Annotated in this window: 8 protein-coding genes; 2 read left to right on the top strand and 6 right to left on the bottom strand. The window is 69.5% G+C overall.

The window, feature by feature from the left end:
* Positions 1-40 precede the first annotated feature (40 nt).
* From AB6807_RS14050 to putA, 6 genes are all read right to left on the bottom strand, one after another.
* Positions 41-2503, bottom strand: a complete 2463-nt coding sequence (locus tag AB6807_RS14050; protein WP_371085046.1) for a penicillin acylase family protein — start codon at positions 2501-2503, stop codon at positions 41-43.
* Between the two features lie 76 nt (positions 2504-2579).
* A complete protein-coding gene (locus tag AB6807_RS14045) occupies positions 2580-5141 on the bottom strand; it encodes a penicillin acylase family protein (RefSeq protein ID WP_371085045.1) in 2562 nt (853 codons plus the stop codon).
* 173 nt (positions 5142-5314) lie between these two features.
* Positions 5315-6118: a helix-turn-helix domain-containing protein gene (locus tag AB6807_RS14040; protein ID WP_286515057.1), complete on the bottom strand. Its 804-nt coding sequence runs from the start codon at positions 6116-6118 to the stop codon at positions 5315-5317.
* Between the two features lie 108 nt (positions 6119-6226).
* Entirely contained in the window at positions 6227-7273 is a 1047-nt protein-coding gene (locus AB6807_RS14035) for an isopenicillin N synthase family dioxygenase (protein ID WP_371085044.1), read from the bottom strand.
* Between the two features lie 57 nt (positions 7274-7330).
* Positions 7331-8146: a pyrroline-5-carboxylate reductase family protein gene (locus AB6807_RS14030; RefSeq protein ID WP_371085043.1), complete on the bottom strand. Its 816-nt coding sequence runs from the start codon at positions 8144-8146 to the stop codon at positions 7331-7333.
* Between the two features lie 66 nt (positions 8147-8212).
* On the bottom strand, positions 8213-12178 hold the full coding sequence (gene putA / locus AB6807_RS14025) for a trifunctional transcriptional regulator/proline dehydrogenase/L-glutamate gamma-semialdehyde dehydrogenase (RefSeq protein WP_371085042.1): 3966 nt from the start codon (positions 12176-12178) through the stop codon (positions 8213-8215).
* A gap of 221 nt (positions 12179-12399) precedes the next feature.
* Between putA and AB6807_RS14020 the strand changes: the two genes are divergently transcribed.
* A complete protein-coding gene (locus AB6807_RS14020; protein ID WP_371085041.1) occupies positions 12400-12606 on the top strand; it encodes a hypothetical protein in 207 nt (68 codons plus the stop codon).
* Between the two features lie 47 nt (positions 12607-12653).
* Entirely contained in the window at positions 12654-13523 is an 870-nt protein-coding gene (locus AB6807_RS14015; RefSeq protein WP_371085040.1) for a transporter substrate-binding domain-containing protein, read from the top strand.
* The last annotated feature ends 6 nt before the right edge of the window (positions 13524-13529 follow it).

Below are 13529 nucleotides of genomic sequence, written 5' to 3'. Positions count from 1 at the left end.
GCCGCGTGTTGCGCGGGGCGGCCCCGGCGCACCTTGACTGCTACTCCCGGATCGTCACGCTGTGGTAGGCCACGTCGGCCTTGATGTCGGCCTCCGAGAACGGCACGCGCAGCCATTGCCCGGCGCTGTAGGCGCGCGTGTAGTCGGCGTGGTGCGGCGACGCGGGGTCGTCCGAGAGCGAGAAGCTGAGCAAGGTGTGCGCCTCCACGCCGCCTTGCGGGAAGCGCACGACCTGCATGTAGCTGTTGCCGTTGGGGTTGCCGTCCATGCTGTAGCCGCCCTGGTCGAGCCGGTTGTCCGAGCACAGGATGGTGAAGTAGCCCTTGTCGTCGCAGCCGCCCGACAGCGGAATCTTCCGGCCGTTGCGCGTCACGAACAGGGTGTCGCCGCGCGCAGCGTCCAGCGCGTAGCCGCTGGCCTGCACGCGCAGCACGGCCGCGCCGAAGGCCTGGCGCAACTGCGCCGCGGCCGAGGCCTGCAGGCCGCGCGGCGTGCCGATGGGGTCGCTCGCGCTGAAGGGCACGGCGTACAGGCGCGCCGCCGGCAGCAGCTCGGCGCGCGACCAGAACTCGTCCCACACGTGCGCGCCGCGCGCCGTGGCCACGCCGGTGTCGTTCCATGCCTTGAGCACCGCGCAGGCGGGGCCGGTGGCCACGCTGTGCGGCGGCGAGAACACCTGCTGCGTCTGCGGGTCGGCCTTCACGGCGATGCGCCTCGCGCCGCACACCAGCGCCAGCGCGCGCGCCTTGAACAGCTCGGCCGTGTAGGCGCGGCTGTTCAGGGCGACGCGCTTCACGGTGTCGACCGTGGCATGGCTTTTGACGCCCTGGGCAATGAGGTGCCCCAGCCGCGTGCGATAGGTCTGCGGCTCCTCGCCGGTCGGGCCGAAGAGGGCCGGGTAGCCCGTGAGCGGCGCCTTCGGGTTGGCCAGCCAATGGCTGTCGTTCATGTTGGCGACGTAGTCGGCGCGCAGCAGGCTGGGCATGCGCGAGGGGCCGACGGCGCCCTTCTGCACCGAGTCGGCATCGGTCTGCCAGTCGCAGGCGCTGCGCGAGCCGTCGAACACCGGCACGCGCGGCATCGCGGCCCCCAGGGCCTGGCCGGCCGGCGTGGTGCAGTCCTTGACCTGCGCGCTCGACACATTGGGCACCGCGCCGATGTCGGCATACCAGGCCCGAGCGCTGCCGCGTCCCACAGCCACGGTGTTGACCCACGGAATGGACGCCTCTTCGCGCTGCGCCGCGACCAGCTCGCCGAGCGACCGGGCCTGCCCCCAGCGCAGCCAGGTGCGAAAGGTGCGGTAGTTGTCGGCGTTGATGTCGCGGATGGCAAAGGCCGTGTTCGCGCTCCAGGCCAGCGCCGGGTCGATGGCGCCCAGGTTCACCAGCGGGCCGTAGGCCGAGGTGTACAGCGTGCGCGTCACCGGCACCACCGCACCCGAAGGCTGCTTCACGTTCACGGTGAGGGTGCGCGGCTGCATCTTCACGGGCTGGCCGTCGCGCAGGTAGCTGGTGGCGTCGCCGGGCACCAGCTTCAACTGGTACAGCCCGAAGCGCCGCGCCGCCGACACCGTGTGGCTCCAGGCCACGTCCTGGTTGAAGCCGATGAGGATCACCGGCACGCCCAGGAACGACGTGCCGCTCACGTCGAGCTGCCCGGGAATGGTGATCTGCGCCTGGTAGAAGCGGTCGGGCCCGCGCCAGTACCAGTGCGGGTTGCCGAACAGCAGCGGGCTTTCGTCGCCCGTGGCCGCGCTGCCGAAGCCGATGACGTTGCTGCCCACGCCGGCCTTGCCGCCGACCTCCATCGCGAAGCGTTGAGGTACCGATGGCGCCGCGTCGCGCGACGACAGCTGCGCGCCCGGTGGCACGGCGGTGGCGATGTTCGCCACGAAGTTGCTGTAGCCCGCCGCCAGGTTGGTGGCGTACATGCGGCGGTAGATGTCCTGCGCGGTCACGGGCCGCAGCCAGGGCGCGTCGCGGCAGGCGGCGTGCGCGGCGGCTTCGCTTTCGAGGTCGCGAAGGTCTCTCAGGTAGCGGTTGTAGCCCGCGGCAAAGCCTTCGACCAGCCGCCGGATGCTCTCGGGCTGCGCGCGCGCCATGGCGTCGACCGCGTCGTCGGCCAGCACGTGCTTGTGGAAGAAGTCGGCGTCGATGTTCTTCGGCCGGCCGATGGTGCTGTTGGCCGGAATCTGCGCCTCGGCGCCGAAGAACTGCGAGCGCTCGCCGCGAAAGGTGACGAAGCCCTCGGCCAGCGTGCACAGGTCGTCCTGCGCCTGCGCGTAGGCGTAGCCGTAGCCCGCGCCGGCCCAGTCGTCGGCCTTGATGTGCGGCACGCCCATGGCGGTGCGGCGGATCTCGGCCTGGTAGGTGGGTTTGGAGATTGCCCGGGGTTCAGGTGCCGGGTGGTCGGAGGTGCCGGCGCAGGCCAGGAGGGACAGGAGGGCCAGGGCGACCGGCACGAAAAAAAGCGGCCCGAGGCCGCGTGAAAAATTGGCGCGCATGCCTGATGACGTTCTGGCCGCGCTTTTGTTCACGGGCGTGCACACGCCGCCGTCGTGCGCGCGCCCGAACCTGTGCCTACTCGCTGATGACGGCGGTGCGGAAGTCGGCGTTGGCCTTGATCTCTGCTTCGGAGAACGGCATGCGCAGCCACTGGCCGGCGCTGTAGGCGCGCGTGTAGTCGCCGTTGTGCGCGGAGGCCGGGTCGTCCGACAGCGAGAAGGTCAGGAAGGTATGGGCCTCCACGCCGCCTTCGGGGAAGCGCACCACCTGCATGTAGCTGTTGCCGTTGGGGTTGCCGTCCATGGTGTAGCCGCCCTTGTCCAAGCGGTTTTCAGAGCATGCAATGGTGAAGTACCCCGGGCCGCCGCAGCCGCCGTACAGCGGAATCTTCTTGCCGCCGCGCGTGGCGAACAGGTAGTCGCCGCGCGCCGCGTCCACCGCGTAGCCGCTGGCCTGCACGCGGGCCACCGCGGCGCCGAAGGCCTGCTGCAGCAGCGTGCCGGCGCTGCTCTTCAGGTCGCGCGGCGTGTGGATCGGGTCGGCCGCGTCGAAGGGCACGTTGTAGAGCGTGGCCGCCGGAATCTGCGAGGCGCGGTTCCAGAACTCGTCCCACACATGCGCGCCCTTGGCGCCGCTCACCCCGGTGCCTTCCCAGGCCTGGAGCGCGGCGCAGGCCGCCGACACGTCCACGCTCGGGCCGATGGCTTCGCTGGTCAGCGGGTCGGTGGCGACGTTGATCGCGGGCGTGGCGCACACGATGGGCAAGGCCTGCGTCCTGAACAGTTCGGCCGTCAGCGAGCGGCTGTTCAGCACCATCTGCTTGACGGAGCCGGGGGTCGCGCCCTTGGCGCCGTAGCTGTCGCTGCCGTCGATGCGCGCCTGCGCCAGCACGTTGCCCATGCGAGTGCGGAAGCTCACGGCCTCGGTGCCCGCCGGACCCATGATGTCCGGGTAGCCGGTCATCGGGGCCTTGGGGTTGGCCAGCCAGTAGCTGTCGTTCATGTTGGCGACGTAGTCGTCGCGCTGCAGGTTGGGCATGCGCGACGCGCCGATGGCGCCCTTCTGCGCGGAGTCGGCGTCGGTCTGCCAGTCGCAGGCGCTGCGCGAGCCGTCGAAGATGGGCACGCGCGGCAGCGTCGGCTGCATCGTGGCACCCACGGCCGTGGTGCAGTCCGTGACCTGGGCCGGCGTCACGTTGGGCACGGCGCCGATGTCGGCGTACCAGGCCTTGGCGCCGCCACGGCCCACGGCCACGGTGTTGACCCACGGAATGGCCGTTTCCTCGCGCTGGATGGCGATGAACTCGTCCAGCGATTTCGCCTGGTTCCAGCGCAGCCAGTTGCGGAAGGTGCGGTAGTTCTCGCCGTTGATGTCGCGGATCGCGAAGGCCATGGTCTGGCTCCACGCGAGCCCGCTGTTCAGCGGCGCCAGGTTGACCATGGGGCCGTACTCGCTCTTGTAGAGCGTGCGCGTGACCTGCGTCATGCTGCCGTCGGTGGCCTTCACCTTCACGGTGATGTCGGTGGCCTGCATCTTCACGGCGGCGCCGTCGCGCATGTAGCTGGTCGGGTCGCCCGAGGCCAGCTTCAGCTGGAAGAAGCCGAAGCGCCGCGCGGTCGACACCGTGTGGCTCCAGGCCACGTTGTCGTTGAAGCCGATGAGGATCACCGGAATGCCCAGGAACGAGGTGCCGCTGATGTTGAGCTGGCCCGGAATGGTGAGCTGCGCCTGGTAGAAGCGGTCGGGCCCGCGCCAGTACCAATGCGGGTTGCCGAACAGCAGCGGGCTCGCGTCGCCGGTGGCCGCGGTGCCGAAACCGATCATGTTGCTGCCCACGCCCTCGTGGCCGCCCACCTGCAGCTCGGGCTCCTTCACGTTCATCGTGGCGAGCTGCACCGCGGCCTGCCTGCGCTGCCGGTCGAGTTGCCGGTCGAGTTGCCGAGCCGAGACCTTGGTGAGCACTGTCGCCGCAGGCGCTGTCGCATTCGCGATCTGCGCGAGGAAGTTGCTATAGCCCCCGGCCAGGTTGGCCGCGTACATGCGCCGGTAGATGTCGTCGCTGGTGATGGGCTTCACCCAGGCCTCGTCGCGGCACGCCGCATTCCTGGTGCCGCCGGCCTTCACGTCGCGCACGTAGCGGTTGTAGCCCGCGGTGAAACCTTCGACCAGCTGCTTCAGGTTGTCGGGCTGCGCGTCGATCATCTTCTTCAGCACGTCGGCCGAGATGACGTGGCGGTGGAAGAAGTCGGAGTCGATGTTCTTCGGCAGGCCGATGGTGCTGCTGGCCAGCAGCTTGGCGTCGGCGCCGAAGTACTGCGAGCGCTCGCCCCGGTAGGTGAGGAAGGAGTCGGCCATGGTGCACAGGTCGTCCTCGGCCTGCGCGTAGCCGTAGCCGTAGCCCGCGCCGGGCCAGTTGTCGGCCAGGATGTGCGGCACGCCCATGGTGGTGCGGCGGATCTCGGCCTTGTAGGTGCCTTCGGGCGGCGGGTTGGTGGGCGTGGCCGGGTTGTTCGGAAGCGGCAGGAACGAGAAGCCGTTGCCGCCTCCCCCTCCGCCCCCGCAGGCGGTCAACGTGGCGGCCGCGGCGAGCGCGAGCAACGACAGCGGCACCAGGCCGCGACGGAAGGTCTGTCTCATGAATGAAGTCTCCAGTTGATGCTCTCTTGGCGGAGCACGTTGGAGCTTAGGGAGCGTGGATGCGCGCGGCTTGTACGCAGCCGCTGCGATGCCTAGGGTTGGTGCTGATGCGTCACGAGTGCGCGATGGCCGTGCGATGCCCGTGTGGTGGCGATGCAATGGCCGTGGCCGCGTCAATGCAGCCCGTGCTGGCCCCAAGCGTGCGAGGCCTGTGCGTCCGCCGTCACGCTCACCTGGTTCGCCAGGAACGACGGCGCCAGGCCGAAGTAGCGCTGGAAGGTGCGGCTCATGTGCGCCGCGTCGGTGAAGCCGCTGACCAGCGCCACGTCGGTCAGCGAACGGTGCCCGGTGAACTGCTGCACCGTGCGGCGCACCTTGGTCCACAGCGCGTAGCGCTTCACCGAAACGCCCACCTGCTCGGCGAACAGGTGCGTCAGCCGGTCGGGCGACAGGCAGGCCACGGCCGCGAGCTCGCGCAGCGCGATCTGCCCCGCGTGCGCGCGAATGGACTGCAGCACGCGGTCGATGCGCGGGTCGATGGGCGCCGCGACCTCGGGGTATTCGGTGATGGCCTCGACCAGCTTGGCGCTGAGCAGCTGCAGCCGGTCATCGGGCAGCGCGCCGCGCTGCGCGGGTTCGAAGTCGTCGCGCAGCCGGCCGAAGCGGCGCGCGTCCACAGGCTGGATACCGTGGCCGCCCATGCGCTTGGCGAGCATGCGGTAGGCGATGGAGGCGGGGTCGAGGTTCAGCGAGAGCAGCCCGCAGCCGTCGACGTCGAGCCGGCGCGACACATGCGGCGCCACCAGCGCGGCGGTGCACTGCACGCGCGTGCCGTCGGCCGCCTCGAGCGTGAAGGGATGGCCGCTGACCGAGGCCAGCAGCGTGGCCGACGAACGGGCCGTCAGGCCCGACTGGATGGCCGGCGTGATGTACAGGAACCGGTCGTCCCACAGGTGCAGGAAGTTGTGCGTTGCCATGCCGTTTCGCTTCTGGTTTTGTCTCCAGCGGCGGATTCTCCACGAAGTCGGGAGTGCGGCAGGCTGTCGTGCGGCGGGCCGTGCCGCGGTGGCCCGGCCCTCGGCGCGCTACTTGTACTGCGAGAAGTTCTTCTTGTTCTTGCCGTGGATGTAGCCCGACGCGGTAATGGCCGGGTACTTCTGCGCGCCCTCGGGAAAGCCCAGGTCGGTCGGGTCGATCACGGCGTCGGGGTTGGGGTCGAAGAAGATCGCGATGGAGTGCCGCTCGTTGCCCGAGCGGTTGATCACGCGGTGCAGGTTGGAGCTGAGCGTTTCGTTCGACCAGCGGTGCAGCAGGTCGCCGATGTTGCACACCAGCGTGCCCGGAATGGGCTGCGCCGCCACCCATTCGCCCTCGCGGTTGCGCACCTGCAGGCCGCCGTTCGAGTCCTGCAGCAGCAGCGTGAGCACGCCGAAGTCGGTGTGCGGCGCGGAGCCGAAGCGCTCTTCGCTTTCGTCCTTGGCGGTCGACACCGGGTAGTACACGAGCTGGCCGCGCGCCATCGGGCTGGAGTAGCGCGAGGCGAAGAACGAGCGGTCCAGCCCCAGGCCCAGCGCAATGGCCGACAGCAGGCGGTGGCCGATGCGGCACACAGCGTTGTAGTAAGGCAGCAGGTCCTGGCGCAGCGCGGGAAACTCGGCGTCGGGCCAGACGTTGTCCGCGATGAGCGAGTCGGCGCCCTTCTGCGCGACCAGGTGCGCGGCCCATTGCTCAGGGCCCCAGAAGAAGATCTCCTTCAGGTCGTGCGTCTTCGAGCCTTCGAGCCGCGCGATGCCCGAGGCCATCCAGCCGCGCTGGCTGGTGTTGACCGGGTGCAGGCCCTTCACTTCGGGCGGCAGCGCGAAGTAGTCGCGCATGGCCTGGCCGGCGCCGTCGATCACCTCCTGCGGAATACCGTGGCCCTTGATGTAGAAGAAACCGATGCGCTGCGAGGCGTCCATGACGCGCCTGGCGACGTCTTCCACGGCGCCGGGCGCGTCGGCGACCAGGCCGGAGATGTCGATGACGGGGATGTAGTCTTCGTCGACCTTTTTGGCCTCGAAGTAGGTCTTGCTTTCAGTGGCCGGCGCCACTGGGTTGGCCGGGAGGTTGGTGGAAGGCGTGGTGCTGGACATGTGAGTTCCTGTTCAACGAAATCGGAAACGTAAAAAGAGGGTTGCTGGAGAACGCGTTCAGCTCGCGGACAGTTCGACGGCGCGTTGCCGCGCGGCAAGCGCGGCGCGCTCGACCAGCTGGCGCAGCGCGCCGTCGTGCTCGAACACGGCAATGGCCGCGGCCGTGGTGCCGTTCGGCGAGGTCACGGCCTGGCGCAGCGAGACGAAATCGGCACCGGGCGCATGTTGCTGCGCGGCGGCGCCCCAGGCGGTGTCGGCCGCGAGCTGCCGCGCAAGGGCCGGCGCCAGGCCCAGCGCAACGCCGGCCGCGGCCAGTGCCTCGCTGAACAGGTGGTAGTAGGCCGGGCCGCTGCCGCTCAGCGCGGTGACGGCGTCTAGCAGGGGCTCCTGTTCCACCCAGTGGGCCGAGCCCACGGCCGCGAACAGCGCCGCGATGCGCTCGCGCAGTGCCGCGTTCGATGCGCCCGCCGCGGTCCCCGCGAACAGGCCGGTGCAGCCCGCACGCAGGATGACCGGCGTGTTGGGCATGGCGCGCACGACCGGCGTGCCCGCCGGCAACGCGGCCACCAGCGACGCCACGGGCACGCCGGCCGCGATGGACACCACCGCCGCGCCGCGCAGCAGCGAGGCCGGCAACGCGCGCAAGGCCTCGACGGCCTTCGCCGGCTTGACGGCCAGCACCACCAGCTCGATGCCCTCGCCCGCACCGGCGGCCACCAGCGCGTCCACGCTCGCATGACGGCCGGCGTGGGCCGCCTGCTCAGGCGTGGCGACAGGGTCCACCGCCAGCACATTGCTGGCCAGCCCGCTCGCCTTCCATGCTTCGCCCAGTGCGCCACCCATGTGGCCGTAGCCCAGGAACAAGACCTTCATTCGAAACCTTTGCTTTGAAAAAATCTGCTTTGGAAAAAACGCGGTGCGTCGTTCAGCCAGTGCTCATCAGCCGACGCTCATCAGGCTCGCGTTGCCGCCGGCCGCCGCCGTGTTGACGCTCAGGCTGCGCTCGATCAGCAGCCGCTCCAGCACGATGCCGGTGTCGCCGGGCGCAAGGCCCTGCAGGCCGACGATGGGGCCGGGGCGCAGCGCCAGCTGCTCGCTGATGCCGCGCAGCTGGTCGGAGTCGCCGTGATGGATCACCGCGGTAAAGGCGCCTTCGTGCGTCCAGTCGCCCACCCACTCCAGGGCGGCGCGCACCTCCGCCGGCAGGCGCGCGGCCAGCGCGCGCGGCGCCTCGGCATCGGGCCATGCGGCGCGCGCGCCCACGCTCAGCACCGCCGCCAGCTGGCACAGCAGGTCGGCCTCGCCGGCGGCCAGGCACAGCACCGCTTCGCGCGCCGACAACCGAAAGGCATTGCGTTCGCCGGTGGGCCCGTCGAGCAGCAGCTCGGTGCCGCTGCGCGACTCGCCCGCGTAGCGCTCGCACAAGGCGGCCAGCTCGGGGCGCGGCGGCGTGGCGCTGTCGCACCACTGCCTGAGCGCGGCGAGCGGCGCCGGCATCGAAAGCGGGCCGTCGCGTTGCGCGCCGCAGGCCGGCGCGCTCGACAGCAGCCGGTTCAGGTACAGCGGCCCGCCTGCCTTGGGCCCGGTGCCGGAGAGACCTTCGCCGCCGAACGGCTGCACGCCGACCACCGCGCCGACCATGTTGCGGTTGACGTACAGGTTGCCCACCTTCACGCGCGACACGATCTTCTGGATGGTCTCGTCGATGCGCGAATGCACGCCCAGTGTGAGGCCGTAGCCGGTCGCGTTGATCTGGTCGAGCAGCGCATCCAGTTCGGTGCGCGCATAGCGCAGCACATGCAGCACCGGCCCGAAGACCTCGCGGTCGAGCTCGTCGATCTGCGCGATCTCGATGAGCGTGGGCGTCACGAAGGTGCCGGCCAGCGTGTCGCCGCCGTGCGCGCGCGCCACCTGGAACACCCTGCGGCCCTTGGCGCGCATGGCTTCGATGTGGCGCTCCAGCGCCTGCTTGGCCTCCAGGTCGATGACCGGGCCGATGTCCACGCACAGGTGCTCGGGGTTGCCCAGCGTGCATTCGGCCATGGCGCCTTGCAGCATCTCGATGGTTCGCTCGGCGATGTCTTCCTGCACGCACAGGATGCGCAGGGCCGAGCAGCGCTGCCCCGCGCTGTCGAAGGCCGAGGCGATGACGTCGGTCACCACCTGCTCCACCAGCGCCGAAGAGTCCACGATCATCGCGTTCTGCCCACCGGTCTCGGCAACCAGCGGAATCGGGCGGCCCTGCGCATCGAGGCGCCCGGCAATCACGCGCTGCAGGATGCGCGCGACCTGCGTCGAGCCGGTGAACATCACGCCCTGCACGCGCGCATCGGCCACCAGCGCGGCGCCCACTGTCTCGCCCGTGCCGGGCAGCAGCTGCAGCACGCCCGGCGGCAGGCCGGCGTCGTGCAGCACCTTCACCGCCTGCGCCGCGATCAGCGGTGTCTGCTCGGCGGGCTTGGCCAGCACCGTGTTGCCGGCGGCCAGCGCCGCGGCCACCTGCCCGGTGAAGATGGCCAGCGGAAAGTTCCAGGGGCTGATGCACACGACCGGCCCCAGCGGGCGGTGCGTGTCGTTGCTGAAACCCTGGCGCACCCGGGCCGCGTAGTAGTGAAGAAAGTCGACCGCCTCGCGCACTTCTGAAATCGCGTTGGCCAGCGTCTTGCCCGACTCGCGCACCAGCAGCCCGAGCAGCGGCTGCATGCGGCCTTCGAGCAGGTCGGCCGCGCGCTCGAGCATGTCGGCGCGCTCCGCGGCGGGCGTGGCCTGCCAGATCTGGAAGGCGTCTTGCGCGGACTGCAGCGCAAGCTGCACGTCTTGCGCTGTGGCGTCCTGCACGTGGCCGACGATGTCGTCGTGGCGCGCGGGGTTGCGCACCGCCTGGCGCACGCCCGAGCCCCCGCTCGATCCCCCGACCATGCCGACGCTCGCGGCCGCCGGCTGCCCCAGCAGCGGCTGCGCGAACCAGTTCTCGCCGGCGCCCTGCAGCAGCGCGCTGGCCAGCGAGCCCAGCCGCTGTTCGTTCGACAGGTCGAGCCCCGCCGCATTGGCGCGGTCGGCGTACAGCGCGCGCGGCAGCGCGATGCGCGGGTGCGGCAGCCCCGTCACGCCGTCGGCCAGGCCCTGCGCCTCGACCACGGCCACCGGGTCGGCCACCAGCGATTCGATCGACAGCGTCTTGTCCGCGATGCGGTTGACGAAGGAGGTGTTGGCGCCGTTTTCCAGCAGGCGGCGCACCAGGTAGGCCAGTAGCGTCTGGTGGCTGCCCACCGGCGCGTAGATGCGGCAGGGCCGCCCCAGCTTGCCCTCCGCGACCGGGCCCACGACCTGGTCGTACAGCGGCTCGCCCATGCCGTGCAGGCACTGGAACTCGTACTGCCCCTCGTAGTAGTTCTGCCCGGCCAGGTGGTAGATGGCCGCCATGGTGTGCGCGTTGTGCGTGGCGAACTGCGGGTACACCGCCTCGGGCACGGCCAGCAGCTGGCGTGCGCAGGCCAGGTAGGACACGTCGGTGTGCACCTTGCGCGTGTAGACCGGGTAGTCCTCCAGCCCGTCGACCTGCGCGCGCTTGACCTCGCTGTCCCAGTAGGCGCCCTTCACCAGCCGGATCATCAGCCGGTGGCGGCTGCGCCGCGCCAGGTCGACCAGCCACGCGATGGTGCTGGCGCAGCGCTTCTGGTAGGCCTGGATCACGAAGCCGATGCCGTTCCAGCCCGCCAGCGCACTCTCGTGGCACAGGCGCTCCAGCAGGTCGAGCGAAAGCTCGAGCCGGTCGGCTTCCTCGGCGTCGATGTTCAGCCCGATGTCGTACTTGCGCGCCAGCAGCGTGAGAGAGAGCAGCCGCGGGTACAGCTCGTCCATCACGCGCGGGTACTGCGCGCGGCTGTAGCGCGGGTGCAGCGCCGACAGCTTGATGGAGATGCCCGGCCCGCGGTAGATGCCCGCGCCCGAGGCCGCCATGCCGATGGCGTGGATCGCCTGCTCGTACGAGGCCATGTAGCGCAGCGCGTCGGCGTCGGTGAGCGCGGCCTCGCCGAGCATGTCGTACGAATAGCGAAAGCCCCGGGCCTCCAGCTTGCCGGCGTTGGCCAGCGCCTTGCCGATGGTTTCCCCGGTGACGAACTGCTCGCCCATCAGGCGCATCGCCATGTCCACGCCCTTGCGCACCACCGGCTCGCCGCCGCGCGTGAGCACGCGGCCCAGCGAATGGCTCAGGCCCGACTCGTTGTGCGTGGCCACCAGCTTGCCCGTGAGCATCAGCCCCCAGGTGGCGGCGTTGACGAACAGCGAGGTGCTCTTGCCCAGGTGCGGCTGCCAGTTGCCGTTGCTGATCTTGTCGCGAATGAGCGCGTCGCGCGTGCCCCGGTCGGGAATGCGCAGCAGCGCCTCGGCCAGGCACATGAGCGCCACGCCCTCCTGCGAGGACAGCGCGAACTCCTGCAGCAGGTTCTGCACCACGCCGGCACGGCCCGCCGCCTGGTGGTTGCGCAGCTTCTCCGACAGGCTGCAGGCCAGCCGGTGCGTGGCCGCGGCCATCTCGCCGGGCAGGCGCGCCTGCGGCAGCAGCATGGACACCTGCTCGGCCTCGGGACGGCGGTAGGCCGCGGTGATGGCCGCGCGCAGCACGCTTTGCGGCAGCACGTTTTCCGCGAAGTCGAGAAAGGGCTGGTGCTCGCGCTCGGCCACGGCGGACGCGGCGGCGCTGTTCGCTTCGGGCCCGTTCGCTGCGCCCGAGCCGTCGCCGAACACGTCGGCCAGCGGGAGCCCGCGCTCCAGCATTTCAAGGTGCGAATAGATCGCGTGCTTGATCAGCCAATGCGGCGTGCGGTCGACCTTGGCAGCCGCTTTCTTCAGGCGTTCGCGGACGCTTTCGTCCAGCTTGACGCCGAGTGTGGTCAAAGACATCTAATTGCTTTGGCATGGGAATTTAATTGGAGCGGATGTTAGTTCAACAAAGACGCAGGTGCAACCACGTCAATTGAAGGGTGCAACCTGCCACGCATTTTTTAGAACGGTTGCACCTTGCTGGCCTGCTTATTGCTGACCCAGCATTCCATGACACCTGAATCCGCTCCAGCCCGACAGCCTGCCGCCCGCAAGGCACCGCAGCGGTGCGGAAACGGCGCTTGCACTGGCAATTCCGCCCGTTCAGTGCCGCCAAAAAGGTGCAACCCAAGATCCAAAAAGGTGCAATTCTTTTCATTGCCTTCCATGCAGAAAAATTAGCACGTCCCGGGCGCCGAATTCGCGCTCAACGCATTTTTTCAACACCACTTTTTATATCTTCCCGGCAATTGCCGGGACGGGTCCTGCTGCGCATTCAATTCAATTGAATGCGCGATTTCCGAAAAATCATTTTTTCAACACCGAAGGAGTTCCCATGCAACGCAGAGCCGTATTCAATCAACTGGCAGTGGCAGGCGCCGCCGTCGCGGCCACGGCCGCCACCGCGGGCCAGGCGTTCGCGCAGGCAGCGCCGGCTTCCACCGCGCCGGCCAGCGGCTCGACGCTCGACAAGGTCCAGAAAAGCGGCGTGCTGCGCGTGGCCGTCATTCCGGGCCAGGAGCCCTACTTCCACAAGGACCTGGTCTCCAACGCCTGGACCGGCGCCTGCCTGGACATGGCCGCCGACATCGCGACCACCCTGCGCGCCAAGGTCGAGACGGTGGAGTCGAGCTGGGGCAACCAGATCCTGGACCTGCAGTCGGGCAAGGTCGACCTGGCCTTCGCCGTGAGCCCCACGCCGCAGCGCGCGCTGGTCATCGACTTCTCCACGCCCATCCTGGTGCACTCGTACACCGCCATCACGCGCAAGGGCTTCGCCAAGACCACCACCTGGGAAGACCTGAACAAGCCCGCCGTGAAGATCGCGGTGGACATCGGCTCCACGCACGAGACCATCGCGCGGCGCTACTGCCCGAAGGCCAACATCCTGGGCTTCAAGACGCGCGACGAGGCCGTGCTGGCGGTGGCCACCGGCCGCGCCGACTGCACCGTGGTGCTGGCCGTGCTGGCCATCTCCACCATGAAGAAGAACCCGACGCTGGGCACGCTGGTGATCCCCAAGCCCACGCTCACCATGCCCACCAACCTGGGCATCCGCATCGAGACCGATCCGCGCTGGAAGAACTTCCTGAGCGTGTGGGCCGACGGCAACCGCTTCAGCGGCCAGACGCGCGAGTGGATGCTCAAGGGCTTCGCCGCGCTGAGCATCAAGCCGGAAGAGATCCCGAGCGAAATCCAGTTCTGATCTCGT

The organism is Variovorax sp. RCC_210 (assembly GCF_041355175.1).
Lineage (GTDB): Bacteria > Pseudomonadota > Gammaproteobacteria > Burkholderiales > Burkholderiaceae_C > Variovorax.
The sequence above is the reverse complement of the archived record's forward strand: the minus strand, read 5'-3'. Positions and strand labels throughout refer to the sequence as shown.

Coding starts and splice junctions, on each gene's coding strand:
- AB6807_RS14050 (WP_371085046.1), bottom strand. CDS start 2,503: ATGCGCGCCAATTTTTCACGCGGCCTCGGGCCGCTTTTTTTCGTGCCG.
- AB6807_RS14045 (WP_371085045.1), bottom strand. CDS start 5,141: ATGAGACAGACCTTCCGTCGCGGCCTGGTGCCGCTGTCGTTGCTCGCG.
- AB6807_RS14040 (WP_286515057.1), bottom strand. CDS start 6,118: ATGGCAACGCACAACTTCCTGCACCTGTGGGACGACCGGTTCCTGTAC.
- AB6807_RS14035 (WP_371085044.1), bottom strand. CDS start 7,273: ATGTCCAGCACCACGCCTTCCACCAACCTCCCGGCCAACCCAGTGGCG.
- AB6807_RS14030 (WP_371085043.1), bottom strand. CDS start 8,146: ATGAAGGTCTTGTTCCTGGGCTACGGCCACATGGGTGGCGCACTGGGC.
- putA (WP_371085042.1), bottom strand. CDS start 12,178: ATGTCTTTGACCACACTCGGCGTCAAGCTGGACGAAAGCGTCCGCGAA.
- AB6807_RS14015 (WP_371085040.1), top strand. CDS start 12,654: ATGCAACGCAGAGCCGTATTCAATCAACTGGCAGTGGCAGGCGCCGCC.